The organism is Streptococcus oralis Uo5 (assembly GCF_000253155.1).
Classification (GTDB): Bacteria; Bacillota; Bacilli; order Lactobacillales; family Streptococcaceae; genus Streptococcus; species Streptococcus oralis_L.
This window is the reverse complement of sequence record NC_015291.1, coordinates 612,904-637,963: the sequence shown is the minus strand read 5'-3', so window position 1 is coordinate 637,963 and position 25,060 is coordinate 612,904. Positions and strand designations below refer to the sequence as shown.

23 protein-coding genes are annotated in these 25,060 nt (G+C 41.4%); 1 reads left to right on the top strand and 22 read right to left on the bottom strand.

Annotation, left to right across the window (positions count from 1 at the left end; all coding sequences use genetic code 11):
- Positions 1–7 precede the first annotated feature (7 nt).
- From mltG to SOR_RS03230, 10 genes are all read right to left on the bottom strand, one after another.
- Positions 8–1,759, bottom strand: coding sequence for an endolytic transglycosylase MltG (gene mltG, locus SOR_RS03275; RefSeq protein WP_000927564.1), 1,752 nt, complete (start codon positions 1,757–1,759; stop codon positions 8–10).
- 80 nt (positions 1,760–1,839) lie between these two features.
- Complete coding sequence (locus tag SOR_RS03270; RefSeq protein ID WP_000702416.1) at positions 1,840–2,337, bottom strand: GNAT family N-acetyltransferase; 498 nt, start codon at positions 2,335–2,337, stop codon at positions 1,840–1,842.
- Positions 2,334–2,801, bottom strand: coding sequence for a GNAT family N-acetyltransferase (locus SOR_RS03265; protein ID WP_000405311.1), 468 nt, complete (start codon positions 2,799–2,801; stop codon positions 2,334–2,336). The genes SOR_RS03270 and SOR_RS03265 overlap by 4 nt, the downstream gene beginning before the upstream one ends.
- Positions 2,802–2,810: 9 nt before the next feature.
- Positions 2,811–4,145 (bottom strand): UDP-N-acetylmuramate--L-alanine ligase, encoded by a 1,335-nt coding sequence (murC, locus tag SOR_RS03260; RefSeq protein WP_000048078.1) that lies wholly within the window; start codon positions 4,143–4,145, stop codon positions 2,811–2,813.
- An 11-nt stretch (positions 4,146–4,156) separates the two neighbouring features.
- Positions 4,157–4,768: a hypothetical protein gene (locus SOR_RS03255; protein ID WP_000806743.1), complete on the bottom strand. Its 612-nt coding sequence runs from the start codon at positions 4,766–4,768 to the stop codon at positions 4,157–4,159.
- A gap of 47 nt (positions 4,769–4,815) precedes the next feature.
- Positions 4,816–7,911, bottom strand: a complete 3,096-nt coding sequence (locus SOR_RS03250) for a DEAD/DEAH box helicase (protein ID WP_000163728.1) — start codon at positions 7,909–7,911, stop codon at positions 4,816–4,818.
- 91 nt (positions 7,912–8,002) lie between these two features.
- Positions 8,003–9,169, bottom strand: coding sequence for a MalY/PatB family protein (locus SOR_RS03245; RefSeq protein WP_000521349.1), 1,167 nt, complete (start codon positions 9,167–9,169; stop codon positions 8,003–8,005).
- Between the two features lie 7 nt (positions 9,170–9,176).
- Positions 9,177–10,271, bottom strand: a complete 1,095-nt coding sequence (locus SOR_RS03240) for a cystathionine gamma-synthase (protein WP_000031979.1) — start codon at positions 10,269–10,271, stop codon at positions 9,177–9,179.
- Between the two features lie 145 nt (positions 10,272–10,416).
- Positions 10,417–12,375, bottom strand: coding sequence for a peptide ABC transporter substrate-binding protein (locus SOR_RS03235; RefSeq protein ID WP_000748541.1), 1,959 nt, complete (start codon positions 12,373–12,375; stop codon positions 10,417–10,419).
- Between the two features lie 202 nt (positions 12,376–12,577).
- Entirely contained in the window at positions 12,578–14,200 is a 1,623-nt protein-coding gene (locus tag SOR_RS03230) for a putative polysaccharide biosynthesis protein (RefSeq protein WP_000064192.1), read from the bottom strand.
- A 105-nt stretch (positions 14,201–14,305) separates the two neighbouring features.
- On the opposite strand from SOR_RS03230, the gene SOR_RS03225 reads away from it, so the two are divergent.
- The gene (locus tag SOR_RS03225) at positions 14,306–15,751 is read left to right on the top strand and encodes a UDP-N-acetylmuramoyl-L-alanyl-D-glutamate--L-lysine ligase (RefSeq protein WP_000590281.1); all 1,446 of its coding nucleotides are present in this window, start codon (positions 14,306–14,308) and stop codon (positions 15,749–15,751) included.
- Positions 15,752–15,782: 31 nt separating this feature from the next.
- Here the strand turns inward: SOR_RS03225 and SOR_RS03220 are convergent, their stop codons facing one another.
- The 12 genes from SOR_RS03220 to SOR_RS03165 form a co-directional block, all read right to left on the bottom strand.
- Positions 15,783–15,983 carry a CsbD family protein gene (locus tag SOR_RS03220; protein ID WP_000051179.1) on the bottom strand — a complete coding sequence of 67 codons (201 nt, stop codon included), beginning with the start codon at positions 15,981–15,983 and terminating at the stop codon, positions 15,783–15,785.
- 101 nt (positions 15,984–16,084) lie between these two features.
- Positions 16,085–16,735 carry a DUF1803 domain-containing protein gene (locus SOR_RS03215; RefSeq protein WP_000614489.1) on the bottom strand — a complete coding sequence of 217 codons (651 nt, stop codon included), beginning with the start codon at positions 16,733–16,735 and terminating at the stop codon, positions 16,085–16,087.
- Positions 16,719–17,231 (bottom strand): YiiX/YebB-like N1pC/P60 family cysteine hydrolase, encoded by a 513-nt coding sequence (locus SOR_RS03210; protein WP_000892228.1) that lies wholly within the window; start codon positions 17,229–17,231, stop codon positions 16,719–16,721. The genes SOR_RS03215 and SOR_RS03210 overlap by 17 nt, the downstream gene beginning before the upstream one ends.
- Before the next feature lie 122 nt (positions 17,232–17,353).
- Positions 17,354–17,680, bottom strand: coding sequence for a DUF2568 domain-containing protein (locus tag SOR_RS03205; protein ID WP_000985026.1), 327 nt, complete (start codon positions 17,678–17,680; stop codon positions 17,354–17,356).
- Between the two features lie 53 nt (positions 17,681–17,733).
- Positions 17,734–18,669 carry a manganese-dependent inorganic pyrophosphatase gene (locus SOR_RS03200; RefSeq protein WP_000036059.1) on the bottom strand — a complete coding sequence of 312 codons (936 nt, stop codon included), beginning with the start codon at positions 18,667–18,669 and terminating at the stop codon, positions 17,734–17,736.
- A gap of 85 nt (positions 18,670–18,754) precedes the next feature.
- Positions 18,755–19,039, bottom strand: a complete 285-nt coding sequence (locus SOR_RS03195) for a GIY-YIG nuclease family protein (RefSeq protein ID WP_000349616.1) — start codon at positions 19,037–19,039, stop codon at positions 18,755–18,757.
- Complete coding sequence (locus tag SOR_RS03190) at positions 19,029–19,778, bottom strand: tRNA1(Val) (adenine(37)-N6)-methyltransferase (RefSeq protein ID WP_000657020.1); 750 nt, start codon at positions 19,776–19,778, stop codon at positions 19,029–19,031. The genes SOR_RS03195 and SOR_RS03190 overlap by 11 nt, the downstream gene beginning before the upstream one ends.
- A gap of 53 nt (positions 19,779–19,831) precedes the next feature.
- Complete coding sequence (locus SOR_RS03185) at positions 19,832–20,191, bottom strand: S1 RNA-binding domain-containing protein (protein ID WP_000689618.1); 360 nt, start codon at positions 20,189–20,191, stop codon at positions 19,832–19,834.
- Between the two features lies 1 nt (position 20,192).
- Complete coding sequence (locus SOR_RS03180; RefSeq protein ID WP_000338993.1) at positions 20,193–21,593, bottom strand: bifunctional Cof-type HAD-IIB family hydrolase/peptidylprolyl isomerase; 1,401 nt, start codon at positions 21,591–21,593, stop codon at positions 20,193–20,195.
- 121 nt (positions 21,594–21,714) lie between these two features.
- Positions 21,715–22,818 (bottom strand): glycosyl hydrolase family 8, encoded by a 1,104-nt coding sequence (locus SOR_RS03175; RefSeq protein ID WP_000856179.1) that lies wholly within the window; start codon positions 22,816–22,818, stop codon positions 21,715–21,717.
- An 8-nt stretch (positions 22,819–22,826) separates the two neighbouring features.
- A complete protein-coding gene (locus SOR_RS03170; protein ID WP_000625489.1) occupies positions 22,827–24,137 on the bottom strand; it encodes a glycosyltransferase family 2 protein in 1,311 nt (436 codons plus the stop codon).
- Positions 24,138–24,279: 142 nt separating this feature from the next.
- On the bottom strand, positions 24,280–25,059 hold the full coding sequence (locus tag SOR_RS03165; RefSeq protein WP_000800623.1) for a hypothetical protein: 780 nt from the start codon (positions 25,057–25,059) through the stop codon (positions 24,280–24,282).
- Between the last annotated feature and the right edge of the window lies 1 nt (position 25,060).

Below are 25,060 nucleotides of genomic sequence, written 5' to 3'. Positions count from 1 at the left end.
CATAATTTTAGTTTGAACTACTTGCTTGAGGTAACTTGCTATTGATATGCTCTGCAACGTTTTGATCATGTTCTTCTTTTGTTGTTGCAAAGTATACTTTACCATCTTCAACATTTGCTACAAAGTACAAGTACTCACTCTTTGTCTGGTTTACACTTGCTTCAATCGCATCCGAACTTGGGCTATCAACCGGTCCAGGCATGAGACCAAGATGTGTGTAAACATTGTATGGTGAATCAATCGTTGTATCAATTCCAGCGTCATCTGCTAAACTAATTTTTTGACCAAGTTTTCCTTGAGCATATAGGATAGCGATATTACTTTGAAGTGGCATACCAGCATTCAAGCGGTTATAGAAGACACCTGCGATTTTCTTGCGGTCCTCGGTCTTAGCACCTTCTTTTTCGACAAGAGAAGCAATGCTGAGCAATTCATTAACTGTCAGATTCTTTTCTTTGATCGTAGCGTAATATGGTGACATAGCCTTATCCATAGCAGCCACCATCTCATCAATCAAACTTTCAACAGTTGTACTGTCTTTGATCGTATAGGTCGCTGGGAAAAGGTAGCCTTCAAGACGATAACGAACGCCACTGTCTTTTGTTGGAAGACTTCCAAGTAGGTTTGGATACTTGGCTACTAATTGTGAGATAAAGGTCTCATCTTGAGCTTTTGCCAAGAAAGCATCCGCAGTAAGAGGTTCTTTAAATTCACCTTGAAGTTGTCCTACTGTTTGAGCGATTTGCTCTAATGTATAGCCTTCTGGAATGGTCAAGTTTGCAAGAACAGGTGCCTGAGCTTCAGGAGTCCCACCTTTTTGCAATTCTTGAATCAACTCATCCGTACTCATACTCTTCTTCAAGTTGTAATAACCTGACTTCAAGTTAGCATGGCTATAGTATTTAGCATAAAGACTAAAGATCAGTCCATGTTTAACCAAACCAGATTTTTCCAAGGTGCTTCCAATTTCTTGAACATTTGCACCGTCTGGGATTTGAACCGTTACGTAATCCTTAGAGCTTGCATCCACAGGTTTCAAGGAATCTTGAACGTAACCATAACCAAAGTAACCACCAACTGCAACGAGTACTAGGAGAACTAGAACTGTTACTAGGCAACCTTTAGCTTTTGATTTTTTCTTTTTCTTAGTTGATGTTGCACCTTGACGACGACTACGACGTGGAGCATCAGCTAATCCACTGCTAGATTCTGTAGAAACAGGCTCAACTCTTTCAGGCATTCCTGGAGTGATTTCCTCTTTCTTGTCTTCTGTTTTATAGGTTACGGCAACCTTAGTCGGAGTATCGTTAAATTCTTTTTCTTCGGGTTTAAGCTCAACTGGTTCTACCTTAGGTTGAACGGGTTCCACTACAGGTTCTTCAGCCAGATGAATAGGCTCTACTAGAGGTTCTTCAGATTCTACAACTTCAATCTTGTCGATGATTGGCTGTCTAATCTCTTTCTCTTCTTGTCCATCCGTTTCATCAGTTCTAGCACTTGAAAGTGGAGGAACACTTGGTGCATTTTTTAGGATTTTATCGACAACAGATAGGGAATCAGCCATCAACTCTTCTGTTGATGTTTCTGGTTCAAGATCTGAAGGAGTTGCTGAACTAGCTTGGGATGAAGAAGCCGTCAGATTTGGAATCTCTACTTCTTTCTCTCTTCTATCTTGTTCTTTTACTCTTTCTAAATCACGTAGAATCTGCTCTTTAAAGCTTAATTTTTCTTCTTCTCTTGATTTTTCAGTCAAAAGCATTACCTCCTTGTTGACAATCCATAATATTATATCTTAAAAGTCGTAGAAAAGCAACCAACTAGGGCATTCCCTAGCTAGTTTTATTGATTTTCAGGCTGCCAGACCATATCATACCATGTTTCCCCAGCAAAGTTTGACTGGGATATTCCTTCATTAACAAAGCCGTGCTTTTCATAATAGGCGATAAGGTAATCATGACACGTCAGATTAATGCCCTCTCGCTCATGTTCTAAAGCGACTTCTTTCAAAGCCCTTAATAGTCTTTTCCCCACTCCCAAAGCTTGTGCTTCCTTGGCAATAGATAGGCAAGTCACAGAAATATAACCTCCAGGTTGATGGCTATAGTCTTTTATTTCTTCTGTAAAGGACTGATCATGTAGATGGCGGTGTGGGACGACTGGACCTTCGATATAACCAAGAATATGCCCCTCTTTTTCAGCTACCAGAAAACTGGTCTGAATTTCCTGCAAATGGGCCTCAAAGACCGAACGAGGAATGGCTTCCTCCAGTGAAAAATTCTCCAGCTCTATCTCTATAATCCGATCTAAATCCGAAAATCTTGCTTGTCTGATTTTCATATTTCCTCCTGATAAAAGGGATTTTCCCAAATCAGATACCATTCAGAGCCACTGCCATAATGACTCTCGGTCACTTCTTCTTCAACAAAGCCATTCATTTCAAAATATGATAGTAGTTCATCAGGACTCTGCAAAAGAATACCTTGATAATCTAGTTCGACTGTCACCTGTTTCAAGGCTGCAAGAAGAAGAGTTCCCAGCCCCTGTCCCCAATGGTCAGGATGAATAGTCAAGAATTTTACTTCTATCCATTTGGGATGAATAGACTGAGCTTCTCCTAAAATATAGCCCACGAGCTGATTTTCATCCCCAGCTACAAGAAAGGTACCCGCAGTCTTGCGGATACTCTCTTCTAAGGATTGGCGGCTAAATGTCTCTTCTGATGAAGGATTGGCTTCTTCAATCGCCAACATTTCTTCTAAATCTGATAAGGTAGCTTGCCTTATTGTGATTGGAATTTCCATCTGTTTTCCTTATTGGACGTTGCTTGTCAAGTTAGACAAAAGACGTTCAAATGAATATTCATAGGTTTGGATGTCTCCAGCACCCATAAAGACGTAAACAGCATTATCATGGTCTAGGAGTGGAGAAACATTTTCAACAGTGATAACCTGGTGTTTCTTGTTGATTTTATTGGCTAAGTCTTCTACTTTGACATCACCATGGTCCACTTCACGAGCTGATCCATAGATTTGCGCTAGGTAGACGGCGTCTGCTTGATTCAATGCATGGGCAAATTCGTCCAACAAGGCAATGGTTCTTGTAAAGGTATGCGGTTGAAAGACTGCCACGATTTCCTTGCTTGGGTATTTCTGACGAGCCGCATCCAAGGTCGCAATGATTTCTGTTGGATGGTGGGCAAAGTCATCAATAATCACTGTATCATTGACAATTTTTTCAGTGAAACGACGCTTAACACCTGCAAAAGTTTTCAAGTGTTCACGGACCAAGTTCAAGTCAAATCCAGCTGTGTAAAGAAGACCAATAACAGCTGTCGCATTCATGATATTGTGACGACCAAAGGTTGGAATGTGGAATTGACCCAACTCTTGACCACGGAAATGAACGGTGAATGTTGAACCAGTCGTAGAACGAAGAAGATCGCTAGCTACAAAGTCATTGCCCTCAGCTTCAAACCCATAGTAATAGATTGGTGCATTGGCTGTAATCTTACGCAACTCAGCATCCTCACCGTAAACAAACAAACCTTTGGTAATTTGTTTAGCATAGTCGTTAAAGGCATTGAAAACGTCCTCTAGACTTGTAAAGTAGTCTGGATGATCAAAGTCGATGTTGGTGATGATAGAGTATTCTGGGTGGTAAGGCATGAAATGGCGCTCATATTCGTCTGACTCAAAGACAAAATATTTAGCATTTGCTGAGCCGCGACCTGTCCCGTCACCAATCAAGAAGCTGGTATCTGTGATGTGAGACAAGACGTGTGACAACATACCTGTTGTTGAAGTTTTTCCATGAGCTCCTGCCACTCCCATGCTGACAAAGTCGCGCATAAAGCTACCTAGGAATTCATGGTAACGTTTGTAGCTGATACCATTTTGATCCGCATAGGCGATTTCAACATTGTTATCTGGACGGAAAGCATTCCCCGCGATAATCTCCACATCACCTTGTAGGTTTTTTTCATCAAAAGGAAGAATCGCAATCCCTGCCTGTTCTAGTCCACGTTGAGTAAAGTAGTATTTTTCAACGTCTGAACCTTGAACCTTGTGTCCCATTTGGTGCAACATCAAGGCTAGGGCACTCATCCCTGATCCCTTGATTCCAATAAAATGATATGTTTTTGACATGCTTTTCTCCCCTACTCAGTAATTCTTGTCAGATTCAACTCTTGGGCAACCTGACGTTCCTGTTCTGTTTGCTTATTCTTTTTATTATAGATTTGACTCTTCTTTAGAAAATCGTAGTTGTTCTTTTTAGCTTTTCCCGTTTGGACTTTCGGAGTTGGATTCGTCACTTGGCCAATCTCCTCAGCTAAGATATAGTGAGACTGGCTCAAGTTTTTACTAAATTTGGCAAACTCACCTGGATTTTCCTTTTGAAATGGTGCTGTTGGTTGGTTTCCTTGACGAACAAGTGTTGAACCATTGTGTCGTCTAGTATGACTAACATCCTGAGTCAAATACTTGGCTGAACGTTTCTTCTTCAAATCCGCACGCGCCTCTTCTCGAGCCAATTCAGCATAGGTTTTTTCAACTTTTTTAGGTTCTGGACTTGGCTTTGACTCCTTAGTAACCACTGGAGAAACTATAGTTTCTTCCTCATTGATAGGAGACCATTCCAAATAGTTCTTATCGCGGTAATCACCTTTGATATTGCTAATAAAGTCTGACTCATCGTACAAGTCCATGACTGGCATTTTGGTCAGCATGATCTCGTCATCTGACACCAATGGAAATCGATCTTGTTTCATTTTGTATTTCCTTTCAACACTTCATTATAGCGTATTGTCTTGATTTTTCAAGTGCTGGCTTCAGAAATTCCCAAAATTTCACGAATTTCTGCCAGACTGAGACTCGCACGCGACTCCGTACCATCTAAAACTTGGGAAACCAAATGTTTCTTTTGTTCTTGAAGTTCTTGGATTTTTTCTTCAATGGTCCCCTTGGTAATCAAACGATAGACCTCTACCTTCTGCTCTTGTCCCATGCGGTGGGCTCGTCCGATAGCTTGGGCTTCAACCGCAGGATTCCACCAAAGGTCAACCAAAATAACCGTATCAGCTCCCGTTAGATTGAGACCAACACCACCCGCCTTAAGGGAGATGAGAAAGGCATCTCTCTCCCCTTGGTTAAAGGCCTTGGTCATCTCCTGTCTGTCATGAGCAGGAGTTGAACCTGTGATTTTGAAGGAGGTCAAGCCCAAGTCTGGGAGTTCTTGCTCAATTTTTTCTAACATTCCTTTGAACTGGGAGAAAATCAAGACCCGATGCCCACCAGCAGCCACTTGTAGCAATAAATCTCGGAGACTATCCAATTTACCACTAGCTCCTTGGTAATCGTCCATAAAGAGAGCTGGCGTATCGCAGATCTGACGCAAACGCATGAGACCGGATAAGATTTCTACCCGACTTCTCTGGAATTCTTGATCGGTCACTTGCGCTAGGCGGTCTCGCATCTGTTGCAACTGGGCGAGATAGATGGCCTTCTGTTGGTCTTCCAGTTCATTTTTATAGACGACTTCGATCAGATCAGGCAGTTCTGTAAGAACTTCTTCTTTCTTACGCCTCATGACGAAAGGCTTGATAAACTGCGCGACTCGGTCAGCCGGTAATTTCATAAACTCCTTTTTACTTGGCAAGAGCCCTGGAAGCACAATTTGGAAGATAGACCACAACTCTCCTAAATGATTTTCGATAGGCGTACCTGACAAAGCAAAGACTGCTGGCACCACAAACTGGCGCAAACTCTGAGCAATCTTAGTCTGAGCATTTTTCATGACCTGGGCTTCATCTAAGAAGAGAAAATCAAAAGCCATCTCTTGATAAAGCTCGCTATCTTGACGAAAGGTGGCATAGCTAGTCACATAGATTTGGTGATTTTCAGAAAGAATTGCTTCTCGATTCGCTTTCAAACCATGAACGACAGCCAAATCCAACTGTGGGGCAAATTTCCTGAATTCATCTGCCCAGTTGTAGATTAAACCTGACGGCGCTAAAATCAAGACCCGACTATCTTCTGTCACCTGATTAGTCAAAAAAGCGATGGTTTGCAATGTTTTTCCCAGTCCCATATCATCCGCCAGAATGCCACCAAAACCATAGTGATGAAGCATCTGGAGCCAACGAACACCCTTTTCCTGATAGTCTCTCAAACTCGTCTGAACTCGTATATCTCCCAAAGAAAAGTCCTCTGGATGAGTCAAATCATGAGCTAAATGCTGAAATTCTTCTGAGAAGGAGATCCTGTCTCGACCTTCAAAAAGCTGAGAAAGGCTATAAGCTAGGGATTTTCGCGCTTGGAAAGAACCATCTTTTAGTTCAACCCCCAGTTCCTGCAAATTTTGACGAATCTGCTTGGTTTCCTCATCAAAAAAGTACACTTGATCAGAAGAACTGATATAGAAATCCTGATTGCTGGTCAGGGCTTTAAGAGCTTGATCAATCTCTTCTTGGGCAATCCCTTGGAAATCAAACTGAATCTCCAACAGTCCTCCCTTGGACTCAATCTGAACCTGAGGAGCTTGGACACTGTAGAGCTGATTTATCTCATCAGACAAGAAAACCTGACCCAATTTCTCAAAAGATGGAATCGTATGGTGAAAGAAAGAATAAACTGCCTCTGGCTTCAAAGCCTGTCTCCAAGACTGAAAATCAGCCTCAAACCCAGCTCCTAAACAGACTTGAAATAGCTGGTTCTCCAAGACGGCATCGCTTGAAAATGGTAATTGTTCCAGCTGTTGCTGACTAGTCACCTTAACATCTCCATAGTCAAACTGAATATCCAAACTAATGCGACCGTCATCCTCCCTATCAAAGTAAAAGATTGGTGAAAAGGGTCTGATTTGCAAGCGCTCAGGAGCAGAAACTGTGCCCAGCTGTCTAAACAAAGGCAGACAGGCGGCCAGACGGTCACGATCACTGTTGTCAAACTGGAGGCATTTTCTCCCTCTCTCCTCCTGAGGAAGCTCCTTAATTTCCTTTAGGAGGCTGATTTGTTTAGGGGTTAAGAGATAAAGATTCCCCTTACGAAAGAGAATTGCCCCTCCATAGAATACGTTAACTCGCTCAGTCTCAGAAATTTCCATCTCAAAATAATCAGGATACTCCTGCACTGAAAAAGAGAACAGTTCTGCATCGGGATCTAAATCATGAAAGAGAAGATTTTCATAACTAGTAATCTGGTGCTCAAAATGAAAATCTTCCAAGTTCATCAGCAACTCCACTCCCTGCTCTAAAAAGGTCAGAGGGAAAAAGAGGTGACGACCTTGATTAGGGAAAAAGAGGTCTTGACTCAGTCCCTCCTCAATTAAGCCACATAAAAAAGTAAGAACTTCTTGACTAGCTGTATCAAAAGCATCCCAAGACAAGTCATTTTCATAGTGTTTCCCAATCATATATGGCTTTCGATGGACCAAGACCTTCAAAAAGAGAGGGATGTCACGAATGACATAATATTTTTGACTATCAACTAAACCGATTCGGAGAGTCCAAAGGAGGCGATTGGTCCCAGCTTCCACCTGACCTAGAGCCGACAAAGTGTAGATTTTCTCTCTCTTCTGAGGTTGGATACGCTCCAAAAAACTACCACCAAAACTAACCTTGGTTTCGACCTCTTCTTGCTCTTCATGTCCTTTTTCTAAGGCTTGTAAAATCACCTGGCCTTCTTCGTCGTTCTTCAGATAATGCTCGAGCGCTGCGAGGTGAACACAGTAACCTCTTTTTTGGAAAAAATCGCAAGCAAAAAAAACAAGATCATCCTCTAAACTGTAGCGCAAGTCTTCTCCCGCCACACGAGTATAGAGGCGATTTCCTTTTTCCTTGATAATCTCAATCTTGCCTGTCTCATAGAGAGTAACACCCTCCATGCGCAACTTTCCTGGAATCAATTTAGTCATAGTAACCCCTTTATCTTATCTTTTCATTATACCACATTTTCCCCTATGAAAATAGCCTTCTAGGAAGACTTTTCTCCTAGAAGGCTCGATTTTAAAGTGTAGCAAAAGTGGTCACGATGCGTTGACAAACCTCTTCTAGTACTGACTTCGGCATGGCTACATTGAGGCGGGCATGAAGAGTTCCCTCCTCCCCAAAGTCCAAACCTCGGTTCAAGATGACCTTGGCTTCATTCTTCAAAAGCTCTTGCAAGCGGTCATCCGTTAGTTCATAGGCTGAATAATCCAGCCAGATCAAGTAGGTACCTTGTGGTTTCATGACCTTAATCTTGGTTTCGTTGCCCAAAACATCCACTACATAGTTAATATGGTCCTCTATGACTCCTTTTAGTTCTCCTAACCAGTCCTTGCCATAACGGTAGGCAGCTTCTGTCGCCAAATACCCCAAGCCTGAGATCTCATGCTGGTTATTGGCCAACTGGCGTTTTTGGAAAGCAACACGAAGCTTTGGATTTTCAATAACTGCATAGGAATTCTTGGTCCCAGCAATATTAAAGGTCTTAGTGGCACTGCTCAAGATAAGGGCAAAGTCTTTAAAGGCGGGATCAATGGTGTTGAATGACTGGTGTTTGTGACCAAAGAGGGCCAAATCTTGGTGAATCTCATCCGAAACCAGCAATACACCATGTTTTTGACAGAGAGTTCCAATCTTTTCTAACACTTCCTTTTCCCAGACACGGCCACCAGGATTATGAGGATTGCAGAGGATATAAAGCTTCACATCCTCTTCTACCAATTCCTTCTCCAGCTGGTCAAAGTCAATCTCAAACAGCCCATCCTCTTCCACCAAAGAATTGGTAATCAATCGGCGATTGTTGAGTTTGACACTGCGGGCAAAAGGCGGATAGACTGGTGTGTTGATTAGAACAGCCTCCCCCTCTTTTGTAAAGGCTTGAATGGCTGTTGAAATAGCTGGCACCACTCCCTCGATAAAGACGAGAGCATCTTTGTTAAAGTGGTACCCGTGTTGGCTGGCTTCCCATTCCAAAACCGACTCAATCAAAGCATCACTGGCATAGGTATAGCCATAGACCAACTGATCTGCGTAGGCTTGTACAGCTTGTCGAACTTCAGGCAAAACCACAAAGTCCATATCTGCTATCCAGGCTGGTAGAACTTCTCGATCAGCTTCCGCTTCTTTCCATTTATAAGTATGGTGTCCCAAACGATTGGGCAGGCTTGTAAAATCATATTTTCCCATATCTATCTTATCCTTCCAAAGCTTGGCGCAAGTCCGCAATCAAATCTCTAGCATCCTCAATCCCAATGGATAAACGCAAGAGGTCATCTGTTAAGCCATAGGAATGGCGCACTTCTGCTGGAATATCCGCATGGGTTTGAGTTGTCGGATAGGTGATCAGACTCTCTACCCCACCCAAACTTTCCGCAAAAGAGAAGACCTTCAAGCTATTTAAAATATGAGGAATACGCTTTTCATTCACTACTTTAAAGGAAATCATGCCTCCACGTCCTGTATAGAGCACTTCCTTGACAGCAGGTGAATCCTTCAAAAAAGCAACCACTTCTTGGGCATTGGCTGTAGAACGTTCCATACGAAGAGGTAGAGTTTTAAGACCACGAATCAACTGATAACTATCAAATGGTGACAAGACCGCACCAGTCGTATTCAAATTGTAGAACAGTTGCTCATATAGTTCTAAACTATTAGTCACAACTACCCCAGCCAAGACATCATTGTGCCCTGCTAGATACTTGGTGGCTGAATGAAGAACGATATCCGCACCATCTTCAATCGGACGTTGGTAAATCGGACTGTAGAAGGTATTGTCCACCACTACCTTGGCACCCTTGGCATGAGCTAGTTTGGCTAGTTTGGCAATATCAAATTCCAACATCAAGGGATTAGTTGGTGTTTCAATATAGAGAACATCCACATCTTTCTCTAACTCTGCGATCAGCTCTTCTTCTGTATTGGCATAGGTAAAATGGAAACGGCCTTCCTGCTCGACTTGGTTAAACCAACGGAAAGAACCCCCATACAGATCACGAACAGCCAAGACTTTACTTCCTACTGGAAAAACACTAAAAGCTAGTACAATCGCAGCCATACCTGAGCTTGTCGCTAGGGCATAGTCTGCTGATTCGATTGCCGCCAAGACTTCCTCCGCCTTACTACGAGTTGGGTTTTTAGTACGGGTATAGTCAAATCCCGTAGACTGACCGAACTCTGGATGCTGATAAGTTGTTGAAAAATGAAGTGGAGTCACCAAGGCACCTGTTGCCTTATCTGACTTGATTCCCGCCTGGGCCAAAATTGTGTTGATGTGTAGTTCTTTGCTCATACAATACCTCCAAATCTATAGTAACTATTGTACCACTTATTTTCACTAACTCATTTTCTTGTTTTCAAGAGCTAGCTATAGTTTCAAACTATATAAAAACGATAGTTCCTTGAGAAACTATCGTTTTTCCTGTTGAATAGACTGGTTATTTAACGTGTTTTGCCAGTTCTTCTTGGGCTTTTTTATTTGATTCTTCTTTTTCTTTTAGCCATTTTTCTTTCGCTTTTTCATACTCATCAGCCGTTACAGTCTTATCTTGTAACTTGAGATACTTGTATGATTCGACACCCTTATTTCCAGCTTGTGAGAATGGCGATGAGAATGGAACTGTCTTTCTCAAGGTCGGTGTTCCACCCTGAGAAACGTTTGGAATTGCAAGGGCGCTATCAACGAGCCAAGCTTGAATTTCAGCATATTTTTCATAACGTTTCGCTGGTTCTTGCTCCTTGTTCGCTTCTTCTAACATTTGAGTGTAAGTATCCAGACCAACTGCCTTAGCCTTGTCATTGACCTCACCTGGTTCTAGACCAATGTTTTGCAATATACCACCGTTATTGACATTTAAGATATCAAGATAGCTTGATGGATCCAAGTAGTCAGCACTCCAACCGCCATTATAGATATCAAAGTCTTTTTGAGCTGCAGTTTGAGCTAGGTAGCTAGAGTTGTCAAAGTCATCTGTTGATAATTGTTGGATATCGATAACCACATTCTCAGCTCCTAGAACAGATTCGATGGATTGTTTCAAAGAACTTGCTTCAAGTACACCTTTTTTAGCTGATTGGTCAACTGTTACATCCAAGTGGATTGGGAATTGCACACCCTTAGCTTCCAATTCTTTCTTAGCTTCTGCAAATTTAGCTTTAGCCTTGTCAGGATTGTAGTATGGATCTTGCGCATCTGCAAAGTTGATTCCTTGCCATTCTTGGCCATAGTTGACCATCTTTTCTGAAACAACATCACCAAAGTCTTTTCCGTTGATACTTACAAATGTTGGAGGTACAACCAAGTTACGAATAATCTTTGTTGCTCCGTCCTCCCCTTGAGATTGTGCTCCATAGGCTGTACGGTTATAAGCATAGTTGAAGGCTTGACGGAAGTTTTTATTCAGAACTGCTTCTTGGGTTGATTTCTTTTCAATATCTGAGGATTTAGACGTGAAGTTATAAGATTTTCTGTCCAAGTTGAAGTTCAAGTAATAAGAAGTTGCGTTTTGCATACTATAGATGATGTTATCCTTGTTCTTCTCTTTAATGCCTTCAAAGCTTGAGCTATTTGGATAGAGAAGCGCGTAGCTATATACTCCTTCTACGAAGTTACGAGCTAGGGCATCTTGGTCACTACCATCATAGTAAGTCAATTTCACATCGTCCACAAAGACATTTTTAGCATCCCAGTAATTTGGATTTTTCTTGTATTCGATAACAGATTTTGAAACAAAAGATTTCATCAAGAAAGGTCCACTATACAAAATACTAGAAGGATCTACCTTACCAAAATCATCCCCTTTTGATTTTAGGAAGTCTGCATTGACAGGGAAGAGAATGGTTGAAGTTGTTTTAGAATTCCAATAAGGTTCTGGACGTGTCAAAGTATACTGAACTGTTTGGTCGTCAATCGCCTTAACACCGACAGTTGAAAAGTCAGTTGTTTTCCCGTTGATATAGTCATCCAAACCTGCTACAGAGTCTTGAACCAAGTACAAGGCTTCGGATTTTTTATCAGCAGCATATTTCAAACCTGTCACAAAGTCTTGGGCCGTTACAGGGGCATATTCTTCACCCTCATAAGTATACCATTTTGCATCCTTACGCAATTTGTAAGTATAGGTCAAACCGTCCTGAGAAACAGTCCAATCCTCTGCCAATGATGGAACATAGTTACCGTATTGGTCATTTTCCATCAACCCATCCACCAAATTGGTCACGATGTCGGTAGTTGTTGCACGGTTTTCTGCAAGATAGTTCAAACTAGATGGATCGCTCGAATAAACATAGTTATATGTTTTAGAAGCGCTACTTGAATTTCCACATGCGCTCAGTAAGATACCTGCGCTTAACACGACACTTGCAAGTGTCAGATACTTGGCCTTAGACTTTTTCATTTCCAGAACCTCCTGTTTAAAAGTTTTGTCTTATTATACAGCTTTTGTTTTATTTAGTCAAGTAATTTCTGAAGAAAAACTTAAAAAAGCATATTTTTTGCTCTTGATTTTAGAAAAAGTTCTCTTTTTTTAAGAAAAATGTAGTATAAAAACCTTTCTATTACAGAAAGGTTAAATTTATTACTTTTATTTATAAATCTTTTTACGATATTTTCAATCGTGTACGTAGTCTGTCTGCTTGAGCTTTGCCGATTATCTTGTCCAGGAGTCGTGTCCGTAGGCTCATCAAACCATAAAGGCCTCCTCCAAGCCCTCCGATGAGAGCCACATAAAGGAAACTCCAGAAACGTCCACTTGGTTGGAAGACAAAACCGAGTAGCCACTGCAAGAAGCCAACTAGGATAAACATGACAAGTGTTAAGATGGTAATCAAAATGGTTCGCTTCAAGATAATCTTTCGACGAGCACCCGTTACCTGGCAGATATCTCGGTACATCAGGACATTTGGAATAATCAAGCCGATAGTCGTTGAAATCAGGGGACCGTAGCTGTGGAAAATAGCAATGGTTGGCAATTGCAAGACGAGCTTAGCAATGGAACCATAGATAAAGTAAAGAACTGCCTTGCGGTTGCGGAACATAGCCTGAAGCATAGGAGACAAGACCATATACAAGCCTAGGATAGTAGACTGCAAAACTGCAAAGACAAATAAACCCATGGCCAGACTATCTGGCTTACCGTAAAAGACTGTATAAAGAGGCTCCCCTACCATGACCACTCCAACTGTTGCAGGTAGTAGAAATAAGAAGAGCATGGTGAGGCTATCTTGGACTAGGCGAGCCGCTGCCTGCAAGTCGCCTTTTACATAGTTTTCCGTCAACAGCGGCAAGCCGACACTCCCAATCGAAACCCCTACAGAGATTAAAATCATGGTGATTTTATTAGGATTGGCAGAGAAATAAGAAAACATGACAACCAAGTCTTCATTACTGTAGTTGGTAAACCACTTCATACTATTGATAAAGGTCATCTGGTCTAAAATCTGGAAGAGCTGGATGGCTGATCCTGTCAGGATAAAGGGAATGGCTTCCTTGATCGTATCGACTAAGAGTCGCTTACTATTGATTTTATCCCGTGTTTCAAAAACTCTTTTAAGCAAACCTTCTTGAGCAAGGAAGTAGATCAAAACTGCAAAACTTGCCACCATCCCCACAAAGGCCGCAAAGGTCGATTGGGTAACGGCTGATAAGTAGTCACCAGAACCCATCTTCATAATGAAGAAGGTTGCCATCAACATCCAGATAACACGGATCACCTGCTCAGCGATTTGACTCATAGCATAGGGTTTCAGATTGTTCATCCCTTGGAAGAAGCCCCGGATGACACTCATAGATGGGAAAATCAAGACCGCCCAAGCCAAACTCTGCATGATGGGAATCAGGTCTTTCCCCACACCTGACAAATCTGCTAACCATGGAGAAAAGAGATACAAGACCAAGGCAAAGACTAATCCCAAGCCAGTCATAAAGCCTAGGAAACTCCGAATCAAAGCAAAGCTGTGCTCTTCTTCCCGCATGGTATTGTACTTAGCCACTTGTTTGGCGACCGCAACTGGGATACCCGCTGTTGAAATCAGCAAGAACCAAGCATAAATATTGTAACCCATAGTAAAGAGTCCATTTGCCTTAGCGGCATAAGTCCCCATCCAGATATACCAGGGAATAATGTAGATAGCACCAAGGAGGCGACTAATAAAGTTACTAGCTGTTAGCCAAGCAGTCCCTCGCAACATCTGGGCTTGCTGGTGATTGTTTTCGTTAGACATAGCTTCCTCATTCAATTTTGATAACTAGGAAAAGTTCCTTATCTTCCATTATAAACTTTTCCTTGTTACTTGTAAAATTCGGGCTTGAAGTTTATAATAGAAAGTATGATTAAGATTGAAACCGTATTAGATATTTTAAAGAAAGATGGCCTTTTTCGTGAGATTATTGACCAAGGTCATTACCACTACAACTACAGTGAAGTTGTTTTTGACAGCATCAGTTATGACAGCAGAAAAGTAAAAGAAAGGACTCTTTTTTTTGCAAAAGGTGCTGCCTTTAAAAAAGAATACCTCCTATCCGCTATAACGCAAGGATTAGCTTGGTATGTCGCAGAAAAGGACTACGAAGTCGGTATCCCCGTCATCATTGTGAACGATATCAAAAAAGCCATGAGTTTGATTGCTATGGAATTTTATGGCAATCCACAAGAAAAACTCAAAATTCTCGCTTTCACAGGGACAAAAGGAAAGACAACAGCAGCTTACTTTGCTTACCACATCCTATCTCAACGCTACCCAACAGCTCTCTTGTCAACTATGAACACAACTCTGGATGGCGAGACCTTCTTTAAATCTTCCTTCTCAACACCTGAAAATATCGATCTTTTCGACATGATGGCTCAGGCTGTTCAGAATGGTCGAACCCATCTTGTAATGGAAGTCTCTAGCCAAGCCTATCTTGTTCATCGAGTCTATGGCCTGACCTTTGATGTAGGTGTCTTTCTTAACATCACTCCTGACCATATCGGTCCGATTGAGCATCCTAGCTTTGAAGACTACTTCTATCACAAACGTCTCTTGATGAAAAATAGCCGAGCAGTTGTCATTAACAGCGACATGGACCACTTTTCTGTATTGAAAGAACAAGTGGAAGATCAAGAACATGACTTCTATGGTAGCCAGTCAAGTAACCAAATCGAGAATTCCAAAGCCTTTAGCTTTTCCGCTACAGGTAAACTCGCTGGTGATTATGATATCCAACTCATAGGTCACTTCAATCAAGAAAATGCAGTCGCTGCAGGACTTGCCTGCCTCCGTCTAGGTGCCAGTCTGGAGGACATCAAAAAAGGAATCGCTGCAACCCGCGTCCCTGGACGTATGGAAGTCCTCACACAGAAAAATGGCGCTAAGGTCTTCATCGACTATGCCCACAACGGGGACAGTCTGAAAAAACTCATTTCTGTTGTTGAAACTCATCAAACTGGAAAGATTGCTCTGGTTCTCGGTTCGACTGGAAACAAGGGTGAAAGTCGTCGCAAAGACTTTGGAATCCTTCTCAATCAACATCCTGAGATTCAAGTCTTTCTCACCGCTGATGATCCCAACTATGAAGATCCAATGGCCATTGCTGAAGAAATCAGCAGCTACATCAATCATCCTGTTGAAAAGATTGCCGATCGTGAAGAAGCCATCAAGGCAGCGATGGCCATCACAAATCAAGAACTAGATGCCGTGATTATTGCTGGTAAGGGAGCTGATTGTTACCAAATCGTCCAAGGAAAGAAAGAAGACTATCCTGGAGACGCAGCTATCGCAGAATGTTATCTATAAAAAAATCAAGGGAAACATTCCCTTGATTTTTTTAGTCTTCTTTCTTAAATGAATTTTTAAGACCTTCAACGGCACCTTCTACAGCACCTTTAGCATCTTCAACAACTTCTTTTGCTTTGGCAACTGTTTTTTCAACAGTACCTTCTGCTTCTGTCTTGCTATCACCAGTAACTTTACCAAATCCTTCTTTGATAGCACCAGTTGCTTGATCCAATTTATTTTCAAGTGACATAGTTCTGTCTCCTTTGCTTTTAATACGATAAACGTTATCGCTTACATTTAGTTTATGCTTATTCTTTAGCAAAGTCAAATAATCTGCTCAAAAGCAAGCAATTAAGGCAAATAGAAAGTCAAGCGTTCCTTGTCGAAATCAACAGCCAACTCATACTTCCCTTCTTCGTTTTGAACAATATAGCCTAAGACGACTAAACTCTCAACGAAAATATCACGCCGTTTCTGCATGAGCTGGTCCTTTTTGAGGAACTTGAGTAAAAACGTCGTCATATACTTGAGAGCATACTCAGGATTGACATCTCCCAAAATGGCATAGAGTTCCTGCTGTTTTTCCGTCAAAGGATATTGGTGCTTGACCTTGTAGAAATAGTTGGATAGGGTCATCTTTTCTCTTGCAAAGTCCGTAGATTCGACTAAAATGGCGGCATTGGTTTGATTGCGCAATTCTGTCTCAAAAGTCTTCTCTAGCAAGGCTTGATAAACTGGACTGTCCTCTCTGATAAAAATTTCTTGGTCAAGGGCTAAATTATCCGTAGATTCTAAAAAAGGGAGATTGAGAAAATAGCGTTTGTTTTCCCTTAGGATCAAGCCTGCCTTGATATACTCTTCCATTAGTTTATCGACTGCCACATCTGGAAACCGAGCCTTGATTTCTCGGAGGATCACATCATCATGCTGGTCCAGATAGTCCACCAAATCTATAAAAAATGGCTGTCGAGTCAAACGAGATGGATTAAAAATCTGAATCATGAAGTTTCCTTTCTTTACATTCTAATAGAGGGGATGTTGCTAGTTGACTAGGATTGGTCCCTGGTTGATTGAGAGGCACAGGAAGTTCGAGTTTCCTGTAATAGTCCCTCCAAAAATCACTAATCTCCTGCTCCCCATCCCCAAATTTCATGGGAATAGTTTCAAAAATCGGTAGGATTTCAGCGATGTACTGGGAGCAGTAAAAGCCAGACCCATCTGGGTAAAACGAGCTATTATAAGGAGCACCTAGATGCTGGCAAGCCTTCTCCTTTACCAAGTCAGCTTCCAGCTCTGGATAGACATAAAGATCGTAGAGATGAGTTGGTTCAAAAAATTCAGCCGGTTTTTGACAGATGACACCTGCTTGCCCACTAGCATGGTAGATGAAACCGTCCAAAAAGATGGCTACATGACTATAGTTCCCAGTAGAAGCCTGGATAGCCTGCCCCATATCTGAAAGATCCTTCACAAAAATCAAATCACCATTTTCTAACATCTTTCTCTCCTAGAAAAAAAGGAGCCGAAACCCCTTTAGCTATATGGAAAACATCGTTTTCTCGTGTCAATCTCCAGTCAAATAATTACCATTTAAATAATTCATTAACTATATTATAAGAATCACTCTAGCTGAAAATAATAAAGTAGCACCAAACTTCCAAAAGACAGAGCTAAGTAGAGGATCCCTATTTGCAATCCATACAAATACCAAAAACTACCACTAACCAAAATAAAAATCGATGTCTCAGCAACGAGGCGACGCCATTTTTTAAAAGCATGTGGAGATTTTGGCGCCATATATCGTGCCCAAAATAAGATTAATAGAACTGCTAGAAGAAAAAATAGGAATTTTTCCAGCCAAGAAATTTGTATCACAGATACGGAGAAAAGACCAAGGATTGCCACAACCTCAACCAAAAAGCGCAGTCCTTCAATCAATCGCATCATGCTATCACCTTCTATAAATAGTCAAATTAACAGTTCCAAATATTCATTAAGAATTAACCATTAAAGCTTTCTGTCAACTGAGGCACCACTTGTTTCTTACGTGAAACGGCACCTGGAAGGAAAGCATGGTTGTTTTCAAGTTTGAAGTTGAAAGCTGCTTCTACCTTGTCCATATTAGCACCAAGAGCCAAAATTTCTGAGTTTGAGTTAACGATGTCTGTAATCATCAAGACAAAGTCAGAGTAACCATTTGCTGTATTGGCGGCTTGCATTGCAGCTTCAATTTCTGATTGACGTTCCAAGACTTCAGCAATATCAACTGTGTTTACTTGGGCAACACGGACCTTATTTCCGTTGAGTTCAAAGGTCTTAGCATCGATGTCGATCAATTCTTCAGCAGATTTGCTTGCCAAGTTCGTACCAGCCTTCAGCATAGCAAGACCGTACTCTTCCAAGTTGACACCAGCCAAGTCAGCCAATTCAGGAGCAATGACTTTATCAGATGGGTGAGTTGTTGGTGATTTCAAAAGAAGAGTATCTGAAATCAAACCTGAAAGCATCAATCCTGCGATTTCTTTAGGAACTGCCACACCATGTTCTTTGAACATGCGGTAAACGATAGATGAAGCTGATCCAACTGGTTCCAAACGCATGTACAGTGGGCTTGCAGTTTCAAAGTTAGCCACACGGTGGTGGTCCACAACACCGTAAACTTCTACTTCAGCGATATCTGACACTGATTGTTGGAATTCATTGTGGTCAGTCAAGATGACTTGTTCTGCACCTTCTGATTTAGCAGATGTGATGACGCGTGGGGCTTCTACACCAAAATAGTTCAAAACGAAGGCTGTTTCTTCATTAGGAGTTCCAAGTGCTACTGCTTCTGTGTCCAATCCATAAGCCTCTTTTGCAAGATAAGCAAAGGCTACAGATGACCCGATGGCATCTGAGTCTGGATTTTGGTGACCAAATACTAGAATCTTAGACATGATAATACCTCTTTAAATTTATTCATCTTATTTTAGCACTTTTTTCTTCTTTTGACAAAAGTAAGAGGAGTCAAAGGACTCCTCATTAGACATCAATATCGTTAACTAGATTTTTCTCTTGATTTTCGGATAGAAATCGTTCTTTCTGTGAACGTTTCTTTCGTTTGAGGAGAGCTTCGGCAGACATGGCTTCTTCCTTACTGGAAAACCCCTCTACATAGATGAGTTTGACTGGCAAGCGAGCTCGGGTATACTTGGCTCCCTTCCCACTATTGTGGACAGCGAGGCGTCTTCTCACATCAGTCGTATAGCCCGTATAGTAAGAACCGTCGCGGCACTCCAGCACATACATATAGGCCTTATGATCCATAGTAAATCTCTTGAATTTCTGGTGTATAGGAACCATCATCATTGTGAACAATGAGTGGTGGCAAGACCTTAAAGCCACTTGTCGATCCATCCTTGATAGCTTCGATTAAGAGCATATTAGCCTCCTTCTCTCGTTTAGGATAGACAAATTGCAGGCGCTTGGGTGCCAAATTATGGCGTTGAAGCATGTCTAAGATATCCAAGAGCCGATCTGGACGATGAACCATGGCCAAACGGCCATTAGACTTGAGAATACTCTGAGCACTACGGCAAATTTCTTTTAGGTTAGTCGTAATTTCGTGTCTGGCCAGAAGGTAATGTTCACTCTCGTTCAGATTAGAATGCGGATCCACCTTAAAATAAGGCGGATTGCACAAAATCATATCCACCTTACTTCCCTGAATGTAGGCAGGCATATTTTTCAAATCATCACAGATGACCTGCATCTGCTCTTCCAAGCCATTCAACTGAACCGAACGCTCTGCCATATCCGCCAAACGCTCCTGAATCTCTACAGATATTATCCGCGCCTGAGTACGTGAACTAGCAAAAAGTCCCACTGCACCATTTCCAGCACAAAAGTCCACAATTAAACCCCGTTTAGGGAAGCGAGGAAAGCGTGATAAAAGAACACTATCCACCGAATAGCTAAACACCTCTCTATTTTGGATGATCTTGATATCTGTTGAAAAGAGCTGATTGATTCGCTCTCCTGGTTTTAATAATTGTTCTTCTTTCATACTTTTATTATAACAAATTATTTTAACATAACAAATGATTTAGATAATCGTATTTATGGCTTCTTCTTTAAATGCTCCAGTGCCTCACGCGTCCAAACAGGCATCATTCGAGCAAGGGGCGCAAAACCGTGCTTGATCCGATCATTTGAAAAACGTCTCCGTCTTGGCAATTGATGTTTTTCCTCTTCCAAGGTACGGATAGAAAGACTGGCCTTCCCAGTGTATTCGTCAAAATCCACCACCTGAACTTGGACTTCATCGCCAATTTTTAAAATGTCATAGATATTTTCAATAAATCCCGTCCGAATCTCCGAGATGTGAATCAGCCCTGTCACCCCTGTCTCTAACTCAACAAAGGCACCATAGGGCTGAATTCCTGTAATACGCCCAGTTAGCTTATCACCAATTTTCATTCTAGTCCTCAATTTCAATCGTTTCAATTACTACATCTTCAACTGGCTTGTCCATTGCACCAGTCTCAACAGCTGCAATGGCATCCAAGACCGCAAAAGATTCTGCATCTACCAATTGTCCAAAAACAGTATGGCGACGATCAAGGTGAGGAGTTCCACCTTGCTCGGCATAGATCTCAGCGATTGGTTCAGGCCAACCACCACGCGCAATCTCTTTCTTAGAGTACGGTAAGTGTTGGTTTTGTACGATAAAGAACTGACTTCCATTGGTATTTGGACCCGCATTGGCCATAGAAAGAGCGCCACGAACATTATAGAGTTCTTCAGAAAATTCATCTTCAAAAGAGTCGCCGTAGATTGATTCTCCCCCCATACCAGTACCAGTTGGGTCTCCACCTTGGATCATAAAGTCCTTGATAATTCGGTGGAAAATGACACCATCATAGTAACCGTCTTTTGACAGAGCAACAAAGTTAGCCACTGTTTTAGGGGCATGTTCAGGGAAGAGCTTGATACGCAAGTCTCCGTGATTTGTCTTAATGGTCGCAAGAGGGCCTTCTACTGTTTCAATTTCTACTTGTGGGAAATGCAATTCTTTTTCTACCATACCAAATCCTTCTAAGGCACCAAAAATGCCATCTTCTTCTACTGTTTTTGTAATATAATCTGCTTTTTCTTTGATTTTTTCATGGGAAACTCCCATGGCAATACTGATTCCAGCATAATCAAAGAGTTCCAAGTCATTGAGACCATCCCCAAAGACCATGACATTCTCTGGTTTCAAGCCTAAATGCTCCACCACCTTGGCTACACCTGTGGCTTTTGAACCTGAAATAGGCACGATATCAGATGAATGTTCATGCCAACGCACCATGCGAAGTTTATCCGATAAAGACTTTGGCAAGCGCAAGGCATCTCCTTTATCTTCAAAGGTCCACATCTGATAAATCTCTACTTTTTCATGGAAGTCAGGATCCACATCCAAGTTTGGATAAATCGGGTCAATAGCCTCACTGATCAGTTCTGTTCGCGTAGAGAGTTTGGCGTCATGACTACCAACCAAGCCATATTCAATTCCCTCTCGCTTAGTCCAAGAGATATACTCCTCAACATCTGACTTGTCAATCTGATATTGATAAATGACCTGACCTTTTTTATCTTCTATATAGGCCCCATTCAGAGTTACAAAAAAGTCCGGCTTAAGCTCACGAATCTCTGGAACAACACCGAAAATACCACGACCAGAGGCAATTCCTGTCAAAATTCCTTTTTCACGCAACTGTTTAAAGACAGTGGGAATTGTAGCTGGAATAAAACCTGTCTTTGACGTACGCAAGGTATCATCGATATCAAAAAAGACGATTTTAATCTTCTTTGCCTTGTATTTTAATTTCGCATCCATCTCTCTACCTCTTTTCCATCACTCTTTCCATTATACCATAAACCTTAGGAATTTCCTTTCTTGAAAAAAGATGAAAACCTATCAAAAAGAGGGCCAGTTGAACTAGCCCTCTCTTTTCATCTTAGAACATCTCTAGAGCAATCATGGTAATCATCGTTGCATCATAGTAGTTGTCCAAAGGTAAATCTTGTGTGAAAATGTATTTATTTTGCTGAAGAAGTTTCAGATAACCTTCTCCCTTGTCAGATGCATAGGTAATTGGTGCCAAGAAACTACCTGCCTGGTATTGATTGAGGGCAGTTCCGTTCAAGTCATATCCCGCATAAATGCGTTGCTCTTTCATAAAGAAATCCATCATCTTTTGAACGAGTTTTTGGCTTCTTTCATCCTGACTCTGAGACAAGTGATAAGGCAAACGGCAAGCGTTATAAGAATACGCTCCATCATACTGAGATTCGATAGTGTTGGCATCAACAAGACGCGCCCCTGACTTCTCAGCCCAGATAAAGTCTGGCAAGAGACCCGTATCAGAATGAGAACTAATTTGCTCCAGTTGCCCAAGCATCTTATCCTTAACGTCTAACCACTGTTTGTTTCCAGTCAGGTCATAGAAAGATTGGAAATAGCGAGGAAGAATATCAGACGTCCGCATCAAGTAATAATAATCGGAATCCTTGTTGGCCCAGTTCCCTACTGTCAGAACACCTGTCTCTTCATTGTAATTGTATCGAAGAATATCTTCTAAGATTTTTTTAGCTTGCTCTTGGTATTCCTGCGCCTTATCCGGCCACTGCTTGGCAGCTTCAATCAAAGAATAAGCGATGTAGAGATCTCCATCAGTTGCGTTTTGCTTCTCAACCGTTTCACTACTATTTGTGATCACTTGCTTCCAAGACATCAACTGCGTTCCCTCGATACGATGATTTTGGTAATAGCGATAAAGATTCTCAAAATCTGCTTGTGTCGCTTGCCCTTTTTGGGCTGCTAAAACCGTTATGAGCATGCCATAACTTTGGGCTTCAGATAGAACTGTTGTTCCCTCCGAATCATTCGTCGTACGAACATAAGACTGATCGCCTTTTGTAACAAGGAACTGTTGGCTCCATTGGCTGTAAATTCGATTACGCATCTCGATTTTAGTCCTTCCTCTTGCTAAAAACAAGGCTAAACAAAAGATAGAAAGGATGAGCACAAACCAGACATATTTTAATTTATTCGTTTTCATAAATCCTCCTATCCTGCAAATCGCTTAGTTTTAACCCACTTGGTTTCTTTTCGTCGGAGTACTTTATCCAGCACTATTGAAGAAATGGAATCAACGGATACAACGATAAACATCTGTGCGTAAGAGAAATATGCTGCCAAGGCTAACCAGATTTGTTTTGTCGTCGCTTGTCCAAATTGACTTGCCAATGCTGTCATAATTTGCATCAAATAGAGACCAATCATGAGTATCCAGTTAAAAAGCATGAGCTGTGCAATGTAGATATTGTCCGCATCAAAAGCAAATGGAACCCTGACATCTGGGAAGAAAAGATTAAGGCAGATTGCTAGCACATTCGCTAGGAAAATCAAATCCGATAGAACAATGGCAAAGTTAAACCAAAAGAAAACACACGAATAGTTAAAAACTTCTAATTTAACACGCCAGTTTGCTCTGCCAAATAAATGCTTAAAGTTCGAGAGAACAACTTCGTAATTTCCTTTTGCCCAGCGTTTCCGTTGCATATAGTAACTCTTTAAGGTCTCAGGTTCTTGTTGGAAAGCCTCTGAATTATAGGCAAGGGCAATCAATTTACCACTCTGCATGATTTTGAAGGAAATATCGGTATCCTCGGTTAAGGCACCATTTTTCCAACCACCGATACTCTTTACAAAGTCGGTTTGAATGATAAAGTTGGTTCCTGGAATACGCCCAATTTTAAAGAGATGCCACATTCCAACGTGGTGCACGCGCTGAGTAACAACGATTTCTTGGTTGATACAACGAGTCAAGAAATTTTGATTAGCATTTCGAGTCTTGTTGCGACCGAAAGATGCCACGTGACGTTCTGGGTCCTTCATCACTTCTTTGACAAGGAAATAAAGGGCGTTCTTTTCAGGCATGGCATCCGCATCATAGACACAGATATATTCGCCTGTTGCCATCTCCAAAGCATCGTTTAGAACACCTGCTTTTCCTCCCGTACCAGTACGGTCGATAATAGTCAGATTTCTTTCTGCATATTCAGGCATGGCTTGTACTGACAAACATTCTGCATAGGTGTTATCTGAACAGTTATCTGCGAATAGAAGCAATTCCACACGGTCGTGAGGATAGTTCATATCCAAGATAGCTTTTGCTGTTTGGGCAATAACCACATCCTCATTATGAGCAGGAACAACAATGGTAACCTTCGGGTAATAAGGTAGCGGCGAAGTATCTACACGAAAATCACTGTGTTTAAACCAAAAGTGTACTGCCGAAAAGAGAATTACCAAGCCCCAAGCTAGAGAAATCCAAATTGTAAGCAAGGTAAAAATCATTAACATTTGACTAATCATGATTCACCGCCTTAAAATTTTTGTTCACTCGATGATAAAGAATATTGTATGCAATAAATAGTATGATAAAACAAATGCCAAAGGCGAGACTGAGTCCCAAAGCAATACCAAAAAATAGTTCGGTTAAAGTCATGTTTCCCTCCTAATATTCTACAATTACATCTGTCTCTAGTTGACGTTTGAGATGACTGGCTACATCTGCGTAGTCTTGGTATTTATCTTTATTATCAGAGTTAATCACCAAATAGCCTGTTTGGAACTGAATTTCTTGATTACCTTCTTCTCCATGAAAAACTAAACTGCTTAGTTTCTCCTGCAAACCATTCAAATAAAGTTCCTTCAAAGAATGTTGGTTACTACTCGATAGAACAAGAAAATTACCATCCGAAACGTAATAGAGCTTATCATTGTAACTCAATTCCTGAGCAATTACCTCTTGAATACGACTGAGCATCTGGTTATGTTCTTTCGGTTTAATCTGGAAGAACAAATCTTCATGTGCCCAATGAATCAATAGAGATTGTACCGTCACATCACTTTGTTCAGTTACCATAGCTTGGTAATCTGCTCGAGCTTCGTCTTCCTGTTCTTGGACCTTTGAGGTCACCTTGAAGAAATAATAACGAACTTTAAGTAGTATCCCAATCAAAAGTGGAAAACTGATCAATAAGAAGACCAGTTGAATGATTGGGATATAAACCACACCCGCAACCAAAACGATAAGTCCAAAACCAAATGCTAAGATGAGGGTCCAAGTAAGCAAAAGGTCAGATAATACCAACACTGCAAACAAGGCTAAAGCTAAAAACAAGATTTGTTCTAAAATGATTGCTCGAGCGTACAAAAAACAAAGCACCAAAAGAATGACCTCACAAGCAAGCAAAGCCATAAGCCAGTTTTTAAATTGACTCCAATTTTTCATT